Source organism: Polynucleobacter sp. MWH-P3-07-1 (assembly GCF_018687555.1).
Classification (GTDB): domain Bacteria; phylum Pseudomonadota; class Gammaproteobacteria; order Burkholderiales; family Burkholderiaceae; genus Polynucleobacter.
In genome coordinates, this window is the sequence record NZ_CP061296.1 from 789,817 (window position 1) to 808,769 (window position 18,953).

At 46.8% G+C, this 18,953-nt stretch carries 21 protein-coding genes; 10 read left to right on the forward strand and 11 right to left on the reverse strand.

Annotated features, from left to right (window positions below; all coding sequences use genetic code 11):
• Nucleotides 1-3 precede the first annotated feature (3 nt).
• The 9 genes from ICU98_RS04100 to ICU98_RS04140 are packed head-to-tail and all read right to left on the reverse strand — an operon-like array spanning nucleotide 4 to nucleotide 7,955.
• Nucleotides 4-750 (reverse strand): arginyltransferase, encoded by a 747-nt coding sequence (locus tag ICU98_RS04100; RefSeq protein ID WP_215352894.1) that lies wholly within the window; start codon nucleotides 748-750, stop codon nucleotides 4-6.
• On the reverse strand, nucleotides 747-1,484 hold the full coding sequence (gene aat / locus ICU98_RS04105; protein ID WP_215352895.1) for a leucyl/phenylalanyl-tRNA--protein transferase: 738 nt from the start codon (nucleotides 1,482-1,484) through the stop codon (nucleotides 747-749). The genes ICU98_RS04100 and aat overlap by 4 nt, the downstream gene beginning before the upstream one ends.
• A gap of 3 nt (nucleotides 1,485-1,487) precedes the next feature.
• Entirely contained in the window at nucleotides 1,488-2,057 is a 570-nt protein-coding gene (locus ICU98_RS04110) for an NUDIX hydrolase (protein ID WP_215352896.1), read from the reverse strand.
• 9 nt (nucleotides 2,058-2,066) lie between these two features.
• On the reverse strand, nucleotides 2,067-3,896 hold the full coding sequence (locus ICU98_RS04115; RefSeq protein ID WP_215352897.1) for a bifunctional chorismate-binding protein/class IV aminotransferase: 1,830 nt from the start codon (nucleotides 3,894-3,896) through the stop codon (nucleotides 2,067-2,069).
• A gap of 34 nt (nucleotides 3,897-3,930) precedes the next feature.
• Entirely contained in the window at nucleotides 3,931-4,506 is a 576-nt protein-coding gene (locus ICU98_RS04120) for a peptidylprolyl isomerase (RefSeq protein ID WP_371818448.1), read from the reverse strand.
• 51 nt (nucleotides 4,507-4,557) lie between these two features.
• Entirely contained in the window at nucleotides 4,558-5,871 is a 1,314-nt protein-coding gene (locus tag ICU98_RS04125) for a replication-associated recombination protein A (RefSeq protein ID WP_215352899.1), read from the reverse strand.
• 11 nt (nucleotides 5,872-5,882) lie between these two features.
• Nucleotides 5,883-6,362, reverse strand: coding sequence for a DUF3429 domain-containing protein (locus ICU98_RS04130; protein WP_215352900.1), 480 nt, complete (start codon nucleotides 6,360-6,362; stop codon nucleotides 5,883-5,885).
• 29 nt (nucleotides 6,363-6,391) lie between these two features.
• The gene (locus tag ICU98_RS04135; protein ID WP_215352901.1) at nucleotides 6,392-7,246 is read right to left on the reverse strand and encodes a 3-hydroxybutyryl-CoA dehydrogenase; all 855 of its coding nucleotides are present in this window, start codon (nucleotides 7,244-7,246) and stop codon (nucleotides 6,392-6,394) included.
• 1 nt (nucleotide 7,247) lies between these two features.
• Nucleotides 7,248-7,955, reverse strand: a complete 708-nt coding sequence (locus tag ICU98_RS04140; RefSeq protein ID WP_215353089.1) for a glutathione binding-like protein — start codon at nucleotides 7,953-7,955, stop codon at nucleotides 7,248-7,250.
• A 132-nt stretch (nucleotides 7,956-8,087) separates the two neighbouring features.
• Between ICU98_RS04140 and yaaA the strand changes: the two genes are divergently transcribed.
• Nucleotides 8,088-8,864 carry a peroxide stress protein YaaA gene (yaaA, locus tag ICU98_RS04145; RefSeq protein ID WP_215352902.1) on the forward strand — a complete coding sequence of 259 codons (777 nt, stop codon included), beginning with the start codon at nucleotides 8,088-8,090 and terminating at the stop codon, nucleotides 8,862-8,864.
• A 2-nt stretch (nucleotides 8,865-8,866) separates the two neighbouring features.
• The gene (locus ICU98_RS04150) at nucleotides 8,867-10,078 is read left to right on the forward strand and encodes a DUF2863 family protein (protein ID WP_215352903.1); all 1,212 of its coding nucleotides are present in this window, start codon (nucleotides 8,867-8,869) and stop codon (nucleotides 10,076-10,078) included.
• A 52-nt stretch (nucleotides 10,079-10,130) separates the two neighbouring features.
• On the opposite strand, the gene ICU98_RS04155 is transcribed toward ICU98_RS04150, so the two are convergent.
• Both ICU98_RS04155 and ICU98_RS04160 read right to left on the reverse strand, forming a co-directional pair.
• Complete coding sequence (locus ICU98_RS04155) at nucleotides 10,131-10,508, reverse strand: hypothetical protein (protein ID WP_215352904.1); 378 nt, start codon at nucleotides 10,506-10,508, stop codon at nucleotides 10,131-10,133.
• A gap of 14 nt (nucleotides 10,509-10,522) precedes the next feature.
• Nucleotides 10,523-11,512: a malate dehydrogenase gene (locus ICU98_RS04160; protein ID WP_215352905.1), complete on the reverse strand. Its 990-nt coding sequence runs from the start codon at nucleotides 11,510-11,512 to the stop codon at nucleotides 10,523-10,525.
• Between the two features lie 167 nt (nucleotides 11,513-11,679).
• Between ICU98_RS04160 and ICU98_RS04165 the strand changes: the two genes are divergently transcribed.
• The 8 genes from ICU98_RS04165 (at nucleotide 11,680) to leuC (ending at nucleotide 18,948) form a co-directional block, all read left to right on the forward strand.
• The gene (locus ICU98_RS04165) at nucleotides 11,680-12,417 is read left to right on the forward strand and encodes a GntR family transcriptional regulator (protein WP_215352910.1); all 738 of its coding nucleotides are present in this window, start codon (nucleotides 11,680-11,682) and stop codon (nucleotides 12,415-12,417) included.
• Nucleotides 12,418-12,554: 137 nt separating this feature from the next.
• Complete coding sequence (gene sdhC, locus ICU98_RS04170; protein WP_215335570.1) at nucleotides 12,555-12,974, forward strand: succinate dehydrogenase, cytochrome b556 subunit; 420 nt, start codon at nucleotides 12,555-12,557, stop codon at nucleotides 12,972-12,974.
• A gap of 9 nt (nucleotides 12,975-12,983) precedes the next feature.
• Nucleotides 12,984-13,349, forward strand: a complete 366-nt coding sequence (gene sdhD, locus ICU98_RS04175) for a succinate dehydrogenase, hydrophobic membrane anchor protein (protein ID WP_215352913.1) — start codon at nucleotides 12,984-12,986, stop codon at nucleotides 13,347-13,349.
• 4 nt (nucleotides 13,350-13,353) lie between these two features.
• Nucleotides 13,354-15,132, forward strand: coding sequence for a succinate dehydrogenase flavoprotein subunit (sdhA, locus tag ICU98_RS04180; RefSeq protein ID WP_215352915.1), 1,779 nt, complete (start codon nucleotides 13,354-13,356; stop codon nucleotides 15,130-15,132).
• A 27-nt stretch (nucleotides 15,133-15,159) separates the two neighbouring features.
• Entirely contained in the window at nucleotides 15,160-15,864 is a 705-nt protein-coding gene (locus tag ICU98_RS04185) for a succinate dehydrogenase iron-sulfur subunit (protein ID WP_215352917.1), read from the forward strand.
• Nucleotides 15,865-15,868: 4 nt separating this feature from the next.
• Nucleotides 15,869-16,138 carry a succinate dehydrogenase assembly factor 2 gene (locus tag ICU98_RS04190; protein WP_215352918.1) on the forward strand — a complete coding sequence of 90 codons (270 nt, stop codon included), beginning with the start codon at nucleotides 15,869-15,871 and terminating at the stop codon, nucleotides 16,136-16,138.
• A 79-nt stretch (nucleotides 16,139-16,217) separates the two neighbouring features.
• Nucleotides 16,218-17,531 (forward strand): citrate synthase, encoded by a 1,314-nt coding sequence (gene gltA / locus ICU98_RS04195; RefSeq protein WP_215352920.1) that lies wholly within the window; start codon nucleotides 16,218-16,220, stop codon nucleotides 17,529-17,531.
• 7 nt (nucleotides 17,532-17,538) lie between these two features.
• Entirely contained in the window at nucleotides 17,539-18,948 is a 1,410-nt protein-coding gene (gene leuC, locus ICU98_RS04200; protein ID WP_215335575.1) for a 3-isopropylmalate dehydratase large subunit, read from the forward strand.
• Nucleotides 18,949-18,953 lie beyond the last annotated feature (5 nt).

The following is an 18,953-nucleotide window of genomic DNA, read 5'->3' on the forward strand; positions in this document are numbered from 1 at the left end:
TGATTATCCCTCAGTGATTAACTGCCAATGGTCATCAATTAAACCTTCAATCGGTTTGTAATTGATCTTGTAGGACATTTTTTCACTGTCTTTAATGTAATACCCCAAATAAAGATAAGGCAGCTTGAGATCTACTGCCTGTTGAATCTGCCACAAAATGCTATAGCTTCCATAGCTGGCGCCGGGATCACTCGTATCGTAGAAGGTATAGACCGAAGAGATGCCTTGATCCAGTAGATCGATCATGCTAACCATCCGTAATCGGCCAGGGTGAGCATCATTTGGCCCATCGCGAAATTCAACGATACGAGAATTCACGCGACTCTGAATCAAAAACTGCATGTATTGATCTTGATCCTCACGATCCATCTCACTACCGGCGTGCCTGGTATTTTGATACTGTTGATAGAGTTCGTAATGCTCTGCTTGATAACCTAAGTACAACACATTCGCTTGCAAGCCTTCATGTCTTTTGAGTGCCCGTCGCTGACTGCGATTGGGAGTAAATTGATTCGTTAAGATGCGAGTCGCAATACAGGCCTTGCAGTGATCACAGTAAGGACGATAGGTATATAGACCGCTACGACGAAATCCGGCGTTGACTAACTCGCTGTAAACATCCGCATGAATGAAGTGTGAAGGCGTAGCAACTTGGGAGCGGGCCGTCCGATTGGGAAGATAGCTGCATTCATAGGGGGCAGTGGCATAAAACTGCAAAGTAGTTAAGGGAAGTTCTTTAAGCTGCGTCATAGCCAGTGCTGAAGTATCTGTTTAGTAAAGTTCCAAGATAACGCTATCTTAGATTGATTTAGCGACGTCTGCAGTGATTGTAAAAAGGTCTTCCGTTCGATTGGGGCCGCGCCTAGCGAGCGCAGATGAGCAGTTTCTTGTTGGCAATCGATCATAGGGATGCCATTTTGGACACAAAAAGCGCTTAGGGCAGCTAGAGCAATCTTTGAGCCATCTGCTTGCCTGCTAAACATGGATTCACCAAAGACGGCCTTACCAAAGCAGACGCAGTAGAGACCACCAACCAAGACCCCAGCGTCCATTACAGCAATGCTATGGGCTCGGCCTTGTTCAAATAGGGCGGTATATGCATCCACAATCTCATGGGTGATCCAGGTACCATCTTGGCCTTTACGTTCATTGGTTGCACAAGCGCGCATGATTGCAGAAAAGTCTTGATCAACGACAATGGCCTTTGATTCATCGGCGATGAAGTGACGTAAAGTTTTCTTTAAAGAATCGCTACATTTAAATTGATCTGGGATCAGCACCATGCGGGGGTCGGGCGACCACCACAATACGGGTTGATTATCTGAGTACCAGGGAAATACGCCCACTTGATAAGCAGATTGCAATTGACCGGGGTATATACGCTCGCTAACGGCAAAGAGGCCTGGAACATTGGCATCTGGATCGCTTGTTATTAATGGATCTGGGAATGGCTCGTTTGGGCCCAGCCAAGGAATACGATTCATCAATCAGGAGACTTCAATTTTTTCACCACGGGCAATATCGCGGGTGTGAACCATCATTGCGTCAAGTTGATTTAAGCGTCCTGCAGCTCGATCAGCGAAATACCACTCCAGTGTTTGCTTGACAGTAGGGAAAGCTAATTCTTGCCAAGGAATATCTTTTTCTAAAAATAATGCCACTTCTAAACTTTCAACGCCAGCCTCAAACTCGGGGGTTCTCATTCGAGCCAAATAGAACAGATGAACTTGCTCGGCATGCACAACATCTAATAGAGAAAATAAGGGGCCAATATCTACAGTTGCACCAGCTTCTTCCATGGTTTCTCTGACAGCGCCCGCACTGCAGGTTTCACCGATTTCTAGAAAACCTGCTGGGAGGGTCCAATATCCGTAACGTGGTTCGATAGCTCGTCGACATAATAGGACTTTATCGCCATACACTGGAATGCTACCCACAACGTTGCGGGGATTTTCATAATGGACTATCCCGCATTGTTCGCAAACATAGCGTTCGCGAGAGTCGTCTGCAGGTATACGCAGAATCAGTGGTGAGGCACATTCGGAGCAAAACTTCATGCAGTCTTTCTAAAAATGGGCAGGAACAACGCCGCGCAACGCATTGGTGATGACTATTTTATCTGCCTGGAGTACATCATCGATGGTCAGGTCCATCTCACGGGCATTCCAGCGAGGGTCGCTCAGAATCTGAGCGCGCATTACCCCCGGAAGCAGTCCTGCACTGACTGGAGGGGTAAACCATTCCGTCATATTGGGCTTTTGAATAAAGAGACTACTTCGACCGCCTTCAGTCACAAAGCCGTGTTCATTGAGGAAGAGGGCATCAAATCCGCCTTTTGCTTCGGCCAATTGCCATGCACGGTCGTACCAGGTCCGAGAGTGCGATTTATGTTGGAGCAAGACATTTTGTGATTGCATCACTGCATACCCTGGATCAGGTAGTAAATCACTTGCCCAAAAGAGTTTTACAGAATCAGAGAGAGGGCTCAGTTCCGAAATGCTATGCGATAGCTCACCAGTAGGGCTTAAATCCAATCTGAAGCGGTATAGCTGTGATAACGATGAACCCCACTTGTTTCCGTCGAACATTTTTGCAATGTATTGCTCAACCCCATTACGCTCAAACGGGATGCCTAAGTATTTTGCTGAATGTTGAAGTCGGTCTAGGTGTCGATCTAAAAGCTGTGCTGTGCCATGCTGGATGAGAATGGTTTCAAATAAGCCTACGGTGCTCGTGAGTTCAGTCAGAAAAGCAGATTTAATCTGACATTCTTCCCATTCCTCATCCGCTTTAGACTCAATGGTGATACCAGCACCAACACCCATAGTCAAAGTGGAAGCCTGTTCACGCTCTGAATGTGTAATTTCTAACGTGCGAATCGGTACGCTTAAGGCAAAGCGTTGATCGGGATCCAACCAACCAATTGCTCCGCAATAGTAGCCACGTTCAGGCTCAAGTTGCTGAATCACTTCCATGCTCCGTTTTTTAGGCGCTCCTGTAACAGAGCCACAAGGAAAAACAGCTCGTAGGATTTCTTCGAAAGAGACCCCCTTTTTTAGTGTGGCCTCTACCGTTGAGGTCATTTGCAAGACATCTCCATGTCTTGCTACCTCAAATAATTGAGAGACTTTCACCGAACCCGTTTGTGCTACTCGCCCCATATCGTTGCGGAGCAAATCCACGATCATGACATTCTCAGCTTGATTCTTGGGGTCTTCAGCAAGCTCTGACCCATTGCTATTGAGGGCACTTGCAGTACCTTTCATTGGCATAGCAAGCAAAGTATCACCATTGCGCTGTATGAATAACTCGGGGGAGTGCGACAAAATAGCGTGGTTCTCAGATTGGATGAAGGCACCATACCGCCCCGGTTGTCGTTTGCGCAAGCGATTGTAGAGAGCTAAGTCAGAACCGTATGGCTGCCCCCGAAGACGATAGGTGTGATTGATTTGATAGACATCGCCCGCCAAGATCCATTCTCGAATTTGATCTAAATCAGATGAAAATTGGGCAAAATTAATTGAGGTATTGAGATTTGTAACGCCTGAGTAGGTCTCGTTTTCGGGTAGTCGATTGATCTTCGATACGATGAACTCATCTACGGCTGTCTTAGAAAGCGCTTCATAATTCTCATAGGACCATGCCTCAATCAAGGGATGCTTGCTTACTGGCAGATTGAGTCCTTGAAAATGCAGCCCTAACTCATAGGCTAGGGCGACCACCAGATATTCTCCTCGGGCAGAGGCCTTGGCTAAATCTGTGAAAACGCCTTCAATAGCAGTTTGATTCTCTTCAGCTTGCTCGCTGGGATAAATACACCAATAGTGAAGGGCGTCTTGATAGAGACGACTAGTGGGATTGCTTGCAGTACTTTGCGAATCATCTAGGAGAATCACGGCAAACAATCCCTGGGCGCAATGATCAGTGCGATTATTTCAAGAGGGTTGCGGACTCAATCATTACTGTCTTGCTAGGCACATCACTCATGCGACCCATGCGCGGAGCATTAGCAACCATGGTTGGAATTTGACGAATGGCATCAATCGTTTGAGTGCCTGAGATCACCTTGCCAAATACGGTATAGCCATTACCCATCGCATTGGGATAGTCGAGTCCTTGATTGTCTTTGACGTTGATAAAAAATTGGGCCGTAGCAGAGTCAGGATCTGAAGTGCGGGCCATCGCAATGGTATACGCTTGATTCTTTAAGCCGTTTTGTGCTTCAGAGACAACCGGAGCATTAGTTGGCTTTTGCACGAGATCAGGTGTAAATCCACCGCATTGAATCATGAATCCATCAATCACCCGATGAAAGATCGTGCCATTGTAAAAACCACTTTTTACGTAGCTTAAAAAGTTTGCCGTGGTCTTTGGTGCCTTATCTGCATCCAGCTCAACTACAAAGTTACCCATCGTCGTTTTAAATTCAACCTTAGGCCCCGCTAAAGCGAGTTGGCTTGTGAAACAAGCAATAGTCAAAATAAAGCCAGCTAGTAAATTACGCATCATGTTTCCTTTGGGTGTTGGATGGGTGGATTGATCAATTGAGTTAAGAGTTTATTGTTTCTTTGCGTCAGTATCGAGTTGGCGTAAGAAAGCCATCTTCTCCGCAATTTGACTTTCTAAGCCACGATCAACGGGCTGATACCAATTGGGAGCAGCCATTCCCTCTGGTAGATAGCTTTCACCAGCAGCATAGCCGTGTGCTTCATCATGGGCATAGCGATAGGTTTTCCCGTGGCCGAGTTCTTGCATCAGTTGCGTAGGGGCATTGCGTAAGTGAATCGGTACTGGTCGAGTCGCATCTTTGGCAACAAACGCTTTTGCGGCATTAAAGGCTTTATAACTCGCATTACTTTTCGCAGCCACCGCTAAATACACAATTGCCTGCCCTAAAGCGAGTTCGCCTTCTGGAGAGCCGAGCCGTTCATAGGTGAGGGCGGCATCATTGGCCAACTGAATAGCCCTAGGGTCGGCCAAACCGATATCTTCCCAGGCCATGCGAATAATGCGTCTTGCAAGATAGCGAGGATCGGCGCCACCATCCATCATGCGGCAAAACCAATAGAGTGATGCATCGGGATCGGAGCCGCGAACAGACTTATGTAGGGCAGAGATTTGATCATAGAACTGATCGCCGCCTTTATCGAAGCGTCGAGTCTGCATACTGAGTGCATTGGTGATGAACTCATCATCGATTTTCTGAGTCTCTAAGTTGGATGCCGAGCTTGCATTCCGGATCTGCTCCAGCAAATTGAGCAAACGTCTAGCATCACCATCAGCATGAGCAACCAAGGTATCCAAAGCAGATTCTTCAAAGTCTATCTGCGGCATTGATGTTATCCGGGCTCGCTGAATCAGTTCTTTCAACTCAGAAGGAGATAGCGATTGCAAGACATACACTTGTGCACGAGATAACAGTGCTGAATTCACTTCAAATGAAGGATTCTCCGTTGTAGCGCCGATAAAAGTAAATAGACCTGACTCGACGTGAGGTAGCAATGCATCTTGTTGACTCTTGTTAAAGCGATGAATTTCATCTACAAACAAAATGGTTTGTCTGCCGTACTGCGCCATATTGTGTTCGGCACGTTCAATGGCCTCTCGAATTTCTTTGACACCCGCTAAGACGGCGGATAGGGCAATAAATTCTCGATCAAACGCTTTTGCGGATAAACGGGCTAAAGTGGTTTTGCCTACCCCAGGTGGACCCCATAAAATCATCGAGTGCGGTTTTCCTGAGGCAAAGGCGAGATTAAGTGGTTTACCTGGAGCTAATAAATGTGTCTGGCCAATGACCTCTTCAATACTTTGCGGACGCAATGCCTCAGCTAACGGCGGCGGTGGATTGCTTTCAAAAAGACCGCTCATGAGGATCTAAATCAACCTTGGATAAATAGGATAACTAATGCTGCCCAGGTTAAGCAAGCTGCAGCAACGTAGCTCAGGCGTGTGCGCATAGTCATAAACGCGATACGTGCCGCATCATCATCAAAGTAGTAGGTATACGTATCTTGATCAATATTGCGCTGTATCACTAAAGTTGCAGCCAAAATAATGAGGCTGACAGGAATATAAATATGGAGTGCAACCCAAGCGATCAGAGCGGGGGTGATGCCCCAAATCCAGGCATTACGATCAATCCAGCGGTCACCGCTCGGTGGTTTACCAAGGGCATGTAGATTAGCGCCCCAATGCAATGCCCCCATAAAAGCCACAATGATGGCGCCATAGCTCGCAATCGATTCAGCGCTAAGATAGTTCAGCGGAGTCGGTGCCAATTGCACCATTAAGGCAAGGCCAATAAACGGGATCAAACCTGCATAGGCTAAATAGCGTACGACTGGCGGTAGTGGATTCACAAACTTTCCTTCAGATGTTGATATCAAGCTTACTGCTCATAGTGAAAGACGCCACGCCCGGTCTTGCGCCCAAGATAACCGGCGGCGACCATCTCACGCAGAAGCGGGCAGGGGCGATATTTTGAGTCACTAAAGTTTTCAAAAAAGACTTCCATGACTGCAAGACAAGTATCCAAACCAATGAGATCGGCCAAAGCGAGCGGGCCAATCGGCTGGTTACAGCCTAGCTTCATGCCGGCATCAATATCTTCAGGACTGGCCAAACCCTCTTGCAAAACAAAAAAGGCTTCATTAATCATCGGGATCAAAATGCGATTAACGACAAAGCCAGGAGAATTTTTGACCGTAATCGGTTCTTTGCCAATCTGTTTGGCCATCTCGATGATGGCATGGTGGGTAGCATCGCTCGTTTGAAGTCCGCGTATCACCTCAACTAAAGCCATTAATGGGGGTGGATTAAAAAAGTGCATCCCAATAAATCGCGCAGGATCGGAATTGAGTGCTGCGAGCTTGGTGATTGATAGTGAAGAAGTATTGGTTGCAATGATGGTGTCTTTACCCACGATTGCATCAATCTGTTGCAGAATTTTTTCTTTTACGGCTTGGTTCTCGGTTGCTGCTTCGATCACCAAATTCAGACCCTGAAGATCTGCATACGAGGTGCTACCTTGAATGCGTTTAAGTGCTTTATTTTTATCATCAACACTTAAGGTTTCTTTCTTGATTAATCGATCTAGACTTTTACTGATTTGGCTCAGGCCGCGCTCGACAGCAGCATCGTTCATATCGATCATCACAACATCTAGGCCAGCCATTGCACACACTTGGGCAATGCCGTTACCCATTGTCCCGGCACCAATAATGCCTACGGATTGAATAGTCATCTCACTTCCTTTTTTGATACTGGCTCGCGCCGAATAATAGGTCTCTAGCTTTATCATCTGTCAAAGGCTTGCGCAGATTGGTGAGCACTTCAACACCCCGCCTAACCGCTGGCCTAGCAGAAATCTTTTCGAACCATTTCTTGAAGTGGGGGAACTCATCGATCTCAATCCCTTGATTTTTCCAGTTACGAGTCCATGGAAAGATCGCCATGTCAGCAATGGAATATTCTTTACCAGCAATGAACGGATGTTTGCTCAGTTGTTGATCTAGTACGCCGTATAAACGTTTTGCCTCATTGGTGTAGCGATTGATTGCGTACTCAATTTTTTCTGGGGCATAGATGCGAAAGTGATGGTTCTGTCCCAACATGGGGCCTAGTCCACCCATTTGGAACATTAACCATTGCAAGACCTCATACTTTGCACGCGTACTCTTTGGGAGAAATTTGCCAGTCTTCGCTGCAAGGTAAAGCAAAATTGCACCTGACTCAAAAATGCTGATGGGTTTACCATCGGGACCATTTGGGTCAACCATGGCCGGAATTTTATTGTTAGGGCTAATGTTTAAAAACTCAGGCTTAAACTGATCGCCTGCGCCGATATCAATTGGATGGGCAAGCCAGTCTTTGCCGAGACGGTAGCCACATTCCTCGAGCATGATGTGAACCTTGTGGCCATTTGGAGTGGCCCAACTATAGACATCAATCATTTGCTGGGCTGGTTTTTTACTCATATTGAAATTCCTTGGTTACTTTAAGCTCACGAATAGGGTAGTTTAGGCAGTTACGGGCACTTAGGTTGAGTAATCGCTAGAATGGTATAAATATTCTTAAATTGTGCCATGTTGATCGTCCTTTCCCCAGCAAAATCCCTTGATTACGAGACTCCCGCCAAGGTTAAGTCAAGCACCTTGCCTGAATTTGTTACCGAATCAGCAAAGCTGATTGCCGATCTCAAAAAGCTCTCCCCACAGGAGCTTGCCAAATTAATGGGTGTATCAGACCAACTAGCCGCCCTCAACGTTGGTCGTTACCGGGATTGGTCAAAGAAGTTCACTCCGGAGAACAGTAAGCCTGCGATTTATGCCTTTGATGGGGATGTCTATGATGGTTTTGATGTCAAAACCCTCAGCCCCAAAGCGGTGGAATTTGCACAGGACCATATCCGGATTTTGTCGGGACTATACGGTGCTTTGCGCCCTTTGGATCTCATGCAGCCTTATCGTCTAGAAATGGGCACGAGCTTTCCGAATGCCAGAGGTAAAGACTTATATGCTTTTTGGGGTAAGCGCGTAACTGAGGCACTCAAAAAGCGACTTGAGCAAGAAAAGGAGCCATGCCTACTGAATCTGGCTTCCGAGGAGTACTTCAAGGTGGTGCAGCCAAAGGATTTGGCTTGTAGGGTGATTTCACCGGTCTTTCAAGATGCTAAAGACGGTAAGTACAAAATTATTTCTTTTTATGCCAAGCGAGCACGAGGCTTGATGGCGCGCTATGTTGTCGACAATCGCTTGACCAAGTCGGCTGATCTCAATGGCTTTAATTTGGATGGTTATCAATATTGCGCCAGTGAGTCTAAACCCGATAAACCGGTCTTTCGACGTGCGGAGAAAAAATAAGCATGGCTATTCATCGCAGTAAAAGTTCACAAAGAAGTTCGCCTGAGACTGAACGTTTAGTGGCTGACTCTATTTCTTTAGCTGCCTCAGGGAGCCAAGTAGAAGATCGTTTTTGGGAAAACCGACTCGACGATAGACTGCTACGCTTGCTCAAAAGTCAAAATCAAAATGTGATTGATGCCGCGCTTGACCAAACCTTCCGAATTAACACGATCGCATTTGAGGTTCTGGCAGATACTGCAGAAACTTTAGCCGAGTCCATTAGCATTCAACACGAAGGTCAGCAATGGGATGCCTTATTACTAGCAATTCCCATTGTTGCGCATACGCGTTATCAAATTCCTTCTGGTCCATTACCCGCCACGGTTGTAGAGGCTACCGCTCAGGCACTTCACAATACCGTGATTGCGCCAGACACGCGCTTGGCCATTATTCCTTGGTTGTATAGCATCGATCAAATGCCTCAGTCGCATTGTCAAACACGAGTGCTAACAGAAACGCTCGCCATGGCAGCAGTCACTGGTAGCGAGATCAAGCTTGAGCTGAAAAGCATGTCTGAAACCATTGCTGTGCTGGCTGACCCACGCTTCATTGTGGCGGTGGTTGCCGCCCCAACAGGGTCAGCTTTATTTCGGTGGCAGGCGGAGGCTACTCTGCGGCAAGAGCGGGGCGTAAGTCTCATTGGTTGGCAAAATGCAATGCATGATCCGATCGCCTCTTTATTGCCAGGGTGTGAGTTCGAGCTTTTGTTGCCAGAAGCGTACTTTACCAACTGTCGTTTAGCTGATAAGCATGTTCGTCCCTTAAGTATTCGTGCTGCAGTCAATTTCTTAGAGTCAACCATGGGTGTTTTACCTGCGGGTCTCTCTTCAGTGGTTGGCGCCTTTGGTGAAGAGCAGGCTGATGAATATCGGATCTCTTTCAGCATCAAAGGGTCACCTGAAATCAACTACGGCGTCATCTGGCCTTTATACGATCGTGAGAGTGTTGCTAATGACGCACTCAATGATTTGTCAGATGATGAAAGCCCGATTAAACGTATCTGTGATGCCTTGCGCGATGCTGGTGTAGAAGATGTCTTTCGTCATGCGATGCTTTTCGATCCTGAGCTTTGCGATGATTGCGGTGCACCACTTTTCCCTGACCGCCTTGGTGAGCAGGTTCACGCAGAGATGCCTGAGGACACGCCGTCACAACAACCGCTATTTCATTAAACAAAAGGCCGAGAATGCTCGGCCTTTTGGATTGTATTGCGAGCTTAAAGCTTTACTTCCCCGGTGTGAACGGCTCAGCTCCTGCAAAAAGATGCGGTAGTTGTCCAGTGCGCATCTCTGCTGTCTGACAAGAGTCTGCCAAGCGTGTACCAGAGCGAATATTAAATAACATCGCCTTGTTTGGCAGCACTACTAAATCAAAACCAGAGCTTGTATTTTTGTAACGCAAGCTGCCAGGCAGAGAAGTTTCACGCCTCATCTCATAGCTCTTAGAGTCCCAATTCAACACGAGGTTATCGGTGCCACCAATCGTTTTGAATTGGTGGTTATCACCGCAACTCCAAGTGAAGGTTTCGTCTGCAGCTTGGACGATGCTGCATGATCCAAGAATGGCAAACGCTAGGGAAACTTTGAGTAGTGTGCTTTTCATATTCTGAAAACTTTTTAAGAGAGCAAATGTTTAACGCCAGCCTGTTCCTCAAGAAGCTCATTGAGGGTGTGGTTCATGCGCTCGCGTGAAAACTCATCAATCTCTAAGCCCTCAACGATTTTGTACTCACCATTTTCACAGGTGACTGGAAAGCCATAGATGACATCCTTAGGTATTCCATATTCACCATTGGAAGGAACGCCCATCGTGACCCACTTGCCATGCGTACCGAGCACCCAATCGTGCATGTGATCGATGGCCGCATTGGCTGCAGATGCTGCAGAGGAAAGACCGCGGGCTTCAATGATGGCTGCACCACGTTTACCTACTGTTGGAATATGCACTTCTTTATTCCAAACTGGATCATTGATCAGCTCTTTAACAGACTCGCCGCCAACGGTTGCAAAACGGTGGTCAGGGTACATCGTTGGACTGTGATTACCCCAAACAACCAGTTTCTCAATATCGCCAACAGGCTTGCCCATTTTGGCTGCGAGCTGGGAGAGTGCGCGGTTGTGATCTAAGCGCAACATTGCTGTGAAATTCTTAGCTGGTAAATCAGGTGCGGATTTCATCGCAATGTATGCATTGGTATTGGCTGGATTGCCAACAACCAACACTTTGACTGTGCGTTTCGCAACCGCGTTGAGTGCCTTACCTTGCGCAGTGAAAATCTGGGCGTTGGCTGCAAGCAAATCTTTGCGTTCCATGCCGGGGCCACGAGGACGTGCGCCAACTAAAAAGGCAATATCCACATCTTTAAATGCGGTCATAGGATCAGAGTGCGCTGTCATGCCTACGAGCAATGGAAAGGCGCAATCTTCGAGCTCCATCATGACGCCTTGGAGTGCCTTTTGGGCTTTTTCATCCGGAATTTCAAGTAATTGCAATATCACTGGCTGATCTTTGCCAAGGACGTCGCCATTGGCGATGCGGAATAGAAGGGAATATCCAATTTGACCGGCTGCACCGGTCACGGCGACACGCATTGGGGCTTTTGCCATTACTTTTAACTCCAAAGGAAGGTTAATTGAGGGTTGATATCAATTCGAAAACTTTTCTATTATCCATTCAACTGAATGAAGTTTAGATTTACACTGTCACAGATGTCTTATATAAGACTTCGACATTCTGAGATTTTAGCGAATTCAAGTGTGAAATTGGAGATCTTGTGCCCGAGGCATTAACCGCAAGCGCGTCATTTAGCCCCCTTTATCAGCAGATCAAGGCATTAATTCTGGCCAGTCTGCAGGCTGCAGAATGGTTGCCAGGCTCCCTGATTCCCAGTGAAATGGAGTTAGCTACCCGTTTTTCAGTAAGCCAGGGTACCGTTCGCAAGGCAATTGATGAGTTGGCCGCCCAAAATCTTCTGGTCAGAAGACAGGGTAAGGGTACTTTTGTCGCAACTCACCACGAAGAGGACTGGCAATATCGCTTTCTGCATTTAGTGCCAGATGAAGGTCAAAAGTTCCCCTTAATGAGTCAGTTTCTGGCATGCAAAAAGGTGAGGGCCAATGCAAAAGATGCTCAATTGCTTAAATTAAAGACGGGTGATGCCTTAATAGAAGTTCAACGAGTGCAAAGCTATGTTGGCAAACCCATTGTTTTTGAACACATTTTACTTCCAGCAACACGTTTCAAAGACCTTGATTTAGAAATGCTGACCTTGTGGTCTGGCCCCGTTTATGCCCTGTACGAAACCCGCTTTGCAACCCATATGGTTAGAGCAGAAGAAAAGATTAAGGCCATTGCTGCCGATGAGCTGCTGAGCACCCATCTTCATGTTCCGATTGGACATCCCGTCTTATTGGTTGAACGTCTCGCTTTTACCTATGGAAATAAGCCGGTGGAAATCCGTAGGGCACGTTATGACACAACTCAGCAACATTACCAAAATATGCTTAACTAGTTAACCCATAAAACTTAGTAAAAACCACTAAAACCTTAATTCCACCTAAAATACCTACACTTTCTGTGGTTTCCAATAGAATATGTTGCGACACAGCAAGACTGAACTGAACCTCCACCTAAATATCGAGATTGCCCATGGTTGATGCACAGCAGGACGTTAAAAAAGATAAGCCCGTGTTTCGGAATATTGGCTTAGCCCAACTGATTCATTACCGACTCCCTTGGGCGGGTAAGGTGTCGATTCTTCATCGCATCAGCGGTGCTGTTTTATTTCTATTGCTCCCATTTATTTTGTATTTGCTCGATCAAAGTCTGGCATCTGAGCAAACCTATCAAGCATTTCAGGGTTTAACTAGCAATGTCTTGGTCAAACTCATTTGTTTGGGGCTGATTTGGTGCTTCTTGCATCACTTTTGCGCCGGCATTCGGTATTTGTTGCTGGATCTCGAGATTGGCATCAGTAAAGCTGAATCCAATCGCTCTGCGATCATCGTTTTTTTCCTCGGCTTGGGTCTAACAGCAATCGTTGGCCTCAAAATGTTTGCCATCTACTAAGGAAATCCCATGCCTCAATATCAAATTGGACCTAAGCGCTTAGTCGTTGGTGCGCATTACGGCCTTAAAGAGTGGATCATTCAGCGCATTACGGCGATTGTGATGGTGGTGTTTACCGTCGTCCTTTTAGTTGACTACTGTGTGACTGGTGGCACTGGTTATGCAGCATGGTCAAGCCTCTTAAGCAATCAATTCATGAAGTTGCTCACCCTGTTGGCTTTATTGAGCCTGTTCTATCACGCCTGGATTGGTATTCGGGATATCTGGATGGACTACGTTAAGCCGGTGAGTATTCGTTTGGGCTTACAGGTATTAACCGTCTTGTATTTGGTGGCTTGCGCCGCTTACGCTGTACAAATTTTGTGGAAAGTGTAATTCGATGACCGAGATTAAAAAAGCTTTGCCACGTCGCCGTTTTGATGCAGTCATTGTCGGCGCAGGTGGTTCTGGCATGCGTGCCTCATTGCAACTTGCTGAAGCCGGTTTGAATGTTGCCGTCTTGACTAAAGTATTTCCAACTCGCTCCCATACCGTAGCAGCGCAGGGCGGTATTGGCGCAGCGCTTGGCAATATGAATGAAGACAATTGGCACTATCACTTTTACGACACCATCAAAGGTTCTGACTGGTTGGGCGACCAAGATGTGATCGAATTTATGTGTCGCGAGGCGCCAAAAGTAGTTTATGAGTTAGAGCACTTTGGTATGCCGTTTGACCGTAACCCAGATGGCACGATCTATCAACGTCCCTTTGGTGGACATACTGCGAACTATGGTGAGAAAGCCGTGCAACGCGCTTGTGCAGCGGCAGATCGAACCGGTCATGCCATGTTGCATACCTTGTATCAACGTAACGTGCGTGCCAAAACCAATTTCTTTGTTGAGTGGTTGGCTCTCGATTTGATCCGCAATGACGAGGGCGACGTAGTTGGCGTTACCGCTCTCGAAATGGAAACCGGTCAGGTCTATATCTTGGAAGCTAAGGTAGTGATGCTGGCTACTGGTGGCGCAGGTCGTATTTGGGCAGCCTCAACCAATGCCTTTATTAATACTGGTGATGGTATGGGTCTGGCTGCACGCGCAGGTATTCCATTAGAGGATATGGAGTTTTGGCAATTCCATCCAACTGGTGTAGCGGGCGCTGGTGTTCTATTGACCGAAGGTTGTCGTGGTGAAGGTGCTATTTTGCGTAATAAGCATGGTGAGCGCTTCATGGAGCGTTATGCGCCAACCTATAAAGATTTAGCGCCACGCGATTTCGTATCCCGTTGTATGGATCAAGAAATTAAAGAAGGTCGTGGATGTGGTCCTAATGGTGATTATGTCGAACTCGATTTGACTCACCTTGGTGCAGACACCATCATGAAGCGTTTGCCATCGGTTTATGAGATTGGTATTAACTTTGCTAACGTAGACGTTACCAAACAAAATATTCCTGTGGTGCCAACCATCCACTATCAAATGGGTGGTATTCCAACCAATATTAATGGTCAAGTGGTTGTGCCAAAGAACGGCAAGCCAAACGAGATCGTGCATGGTCTCTACGCGATCGGTGAATGCTCTTGTGTGTCCGTGCATGGCGCGAACCGTCTCGGTACGAACTCATTGTTAGACCTCTTGGTCTTTGGTCGCGCCGCTGGCAACCACATTGTCGCTGCTGATTTGAAAAAACAAGAGTTCAAACCATTGCCTGCTGATGCCGGTGAGCAGACGCTTGCACGGATTGCTAAGTTGGATAACTCCAGCTCTGGTGAGTATGCGCAAGACGTAGCCAACGACATCCGCAAGACTATGCAAACCTACGCTGGTGTTTTCCGTAACCAAGAGTTAATGGATGAAGGTCTGCGTCAGATGGCTCAGCTCACTGAGCGTGCAAACCATCTCTGGTTAAAAGACAAGTCGGAGATTTTTAATACCGCACGTATTGAAGCTCTGGAAGTGGCCAATTTGATTGAAACTGCCAATGCTACGATGACCTCTGCAGCTGCCCGCAAGGAAAGTCGCGGTGCTCATTCCCACGATGACCATCCTCATCGCGATGATGATCACTGGATGAAGCACACCCTCTGGTACAGCGAAGGTAACCGCTTAGATTACAAACCCGTCGTGATGAAGCCCTTAACGGTTGAATCTGTTCCACCCAAAGAACGTACTTTCTAAGTTAGAGATCGATAAGAGAGATAAAAGATGAGTGATACCCGGATTTTTGAAATTTATCGTTACGACCCAGAGGTTGATGCAGCGCCTCGCATGCAACGCTATGAGCTGGAATTAAGCGGCGAGCGCATGTTGTTAGATGCACTGATCTCCCTAAAGAAACAAGATGAGAGTATTTCGTATCGTCGTTCATGCCGCGAGGGTGTTTGCGGATCTGATGCGATGAACATTAACGGCAAGAATGGTTTGGCCTGCTTAACCAATATGTTGACCTTGCCTAAAGTGATTACTCTGCGCCCATTACCTGGCTTGCCAGTGGTGCGTGACTTGATTGTTGATATGACCTTATTCTTTAAGCAATATCTCTCGATCAAGCCTTATTTAGTCAATGACAATCCAGCGCCTGAGAAAGAGCGCTTGCAGAGCCCAGAAGAACGTGAAGAACTGAATGGTTTGTATGAGTGCATTCTGTGCGCCTCTTGCTCTACTTCATGCCCATCTTTCTGGTGGAATCCTGATAAGTTTGTTGGTCCCGCTGGCTTATTACAAGCTTATCGTTTTATTGCCGATAGCCGTGACGAAGATACCGCACAGCGTTTAGACAATTTAGAAGACCCATATCGTTTATTCCGCTGCCATACCATCATGAATTGCGTGGATGTCTGTCCTAAGCATTTGAATCCAACTAAGGCGATTGGTAAGATTAAAGAGTTAATGGTTCGTAGGGCTGTCTAAGCTCATGAATTTGAGTAATGCAGAGTTATATCGGTTAAAGAGCGATGCTCGCCGAGGATTGTTGGAAAACGATTTAATTCTGCAGCGATTTTTTGACCGATATGCTGATGATCTCAATGCAGAAGACGGTCAAGTACTAAAGCAGCTACTGGCATTGGATGACAACGACTTGATGGACTTATTAATTGGTCGCAAGGATGAGTTGGCTGTATTGAAAGAAATTTCTTCAACTACCGCTTATCAAAAGATGATGATGCGTTTGAGAGAAAAGTAGTTTTAATTAAAAAGCAGTACTTTATTTGCTGTACTTCGGAGTTTTGAATCTCAACAGATTGAAAGATTAGAGGCTAGACATGAATGAATCGAATATCAAAGCAAAACTATCATTTTCCGATGGTTCGCCAGACATTGATTTGCCAATTTATCAAGGCAGCGTTGGTCCTGATGTCATTGATATTCGTAAGCTGTATGGTCAGACTGGTAAGTTCACCTATGATTCCGGATTTTTGTCTACAGCCTCTTGTAATAGCAAGATAACTTATATCGATGGCGATAAAGGCGAGCTGCTGTATCGTGGTTACCCCATTGAAGATTTAGCCGGTAAATGTGACTTCATGGAAGTTTGCTATTTGCTGATTAACGGCAACTTGCCAAACAAAGAACAGGACGCCGATTTTAAGGAAATGATCTCGCATCACACCATGGTGCATGAGCAGATGCAATTTTTCTTGCGCGGTTTCCGTCGCGATGCGCATCCAATGGCTGTTTTAACTGGTCTGGTTGGTGCGATGGCTGCTTTCTATCACGATCAGATCGACTACACCGATCCGAAGGCTCGCCAAATTGCTCAGATTCGTCTGATAGCTAAGATGCCGACTTTGGTTGCCATGGCTTATAAGTATTCTGTTGGCCAGCCCTTTATCTATCCTGATAACAGCTTGTCCTACACCGCAAACTTCATGCGTATGATGTTTGCCACTCCTTGTGAAGAATACAAGGTCAATCCCGTGCTGGTTCGCGCTTTAGATCGCATCTTTATTCTGCATGCGGATCATGAACAAAATGCTTCTACTTCAACAGTACGCCTTTGTGGTTCCTCAGGCACCAACCCTTTTGCAGCAATTTCTGCAGGAATCGCCTGTTTGTGGGGCCCAGCACATGGTGGTGCGAATGAAGCTTGCCTACAAATGCTCAATGAGATTCAGGCCAATGGTGGTGTCGAGAAAATTCATGAGTTCATTGCGCAAGTGAAAGATAAGAACTTCGGTGTTCGCTTAATGGGCTTTGGTCACCGTGTTTATAAGAACTTTGATCCCCGTGCAAAACTGATGCGTGAAACTTGTTATGAGGTCTTGAAGGAGATGGGTCTTGAAAATGATCCTTTATTCAAGTTAGCGATGACCTTGGAGAAGATCGCGTTAGAAGACGAATACTTCGTCAGCCGCAAACTGTATCCAAACGTCGATTTCTACTCAGGTATTGTGCAGCGCGCTCTTGGTGTGCCAACTGAAATGTTTACCTGCATCTTTGCATTAGCAAGAACCGTAGGCTGGATTGCCCAATGGGAAGAGATGATTACTGATCCTGAATATAAAATTGGTCGCCCACGTCAGCTCTATACTGGTGAAACATCACGCAAAGTGCCAGCTTTAGCAGATCGTAAATAAGGTTTTTATGTCACGTACGCTTTACGATAAATTATGGGATGACCATGTCATCTACTCCGAAGAGGATGGCACGGCGACGATCTACATCGATCGTCAGTTATTACACGAAGTGACCAGTCCTCAGGCATTTGAAGGCTTGAACTTAGCGGGTCGGCCTGTTTGGCGTATTTCTGCCAACCTTGCGGTATCTGATCACAATGTGCCAACGACTGATCGTTCACAAGGCATTAGCGATCCGATTTCTAAATTGCAGGTCGATACTCTCGATCAAAACTGCGATGCTTTCGGTATTACGCAATACAAAATGAATGACACTCGTCAGGGCATCGTTCATGTGATTGGACCAGAGCAGGGCGCCACCTTGCCTGGCATGACCGTTGTCTGCGGTGATTCTCATACCAGTACTCATGGTGCATTTGGTGCCTTAGCGTTTGGTATCGGCACTTCAGAGGTTGAGCATGTTCTTGCCACTCAAACCTTACTCATGAAAAAGAGCAAGAATATGTTGGTCCGTGTCGACGGACGTTTACAACCCGGCAGCACTGCAAAAGATATCGTATTGGCCGTCATTGGCAAAATTGGAACAGCGGGTGGTACTGGTTACACAATCGAATTTGCTGGCGAAGCTATTCGGAATTTATCGATGGAAGGCCGGATGACCATCTGCAATATGGCGATTGAGGCTGGCGCTCGCGCCGGCTTAGTTGCTGTTGATGAAACGACTATTGACTATCTCCAAGGCCGCCCTTATGCACCAAAGGGCGAGGCTTTACGTCATGCCCTACAGTATTGGCGCACCCTGCATTCTGATCCCGGTGCTCAATTTGATTCAGTGGTTGAGCTGCGTGCAGAAGAAATTGCTCCGCAAGTCACTTGGGGTACTTCGCCAGAAATGGTTTTACCCATCAGTGATCGTGTACCCGATCCCGAGAAAGAACGGGACCCTAATAAGCGTGATGCGATGGAACGGGCTTTGCAGTACATGGACTTGACGCCAAACACACCGCTAAGCAATATTACCGTCGATAAAGTATTCATCGGCTCGTGTACTAATAGTCGCATTGAAGACCTGCGGGCTGCCGCTAAAGTGGTTGATCGAATCGGCAAAAAAATTGCACCGAATATTAAGCTTGCTCTCGTAGTTCCCGGATCCGGTTTGGTAAAAGCTCAAGCGGAGCGCGAGGGACTGGATCGGGTATTCAAAGCTGCTGGCTTTGAATGGCGCGAACCCGGTTGCTCGATGTGTCTTGCTATGAATGCCGATCGCCTTGAACCAGGCGAGCGTTGCGCCTCTACCTCGAATCGCAATTTCGAGGGTCGCCAAGGCAATGGCGGTAGAACCCATTTAGTGAGTCCAGCGATGGCGGCTGCTGCTGCGATTGAAGGCCACTTTGTTGATATTCGGAAAATTTCTTAAGCCTG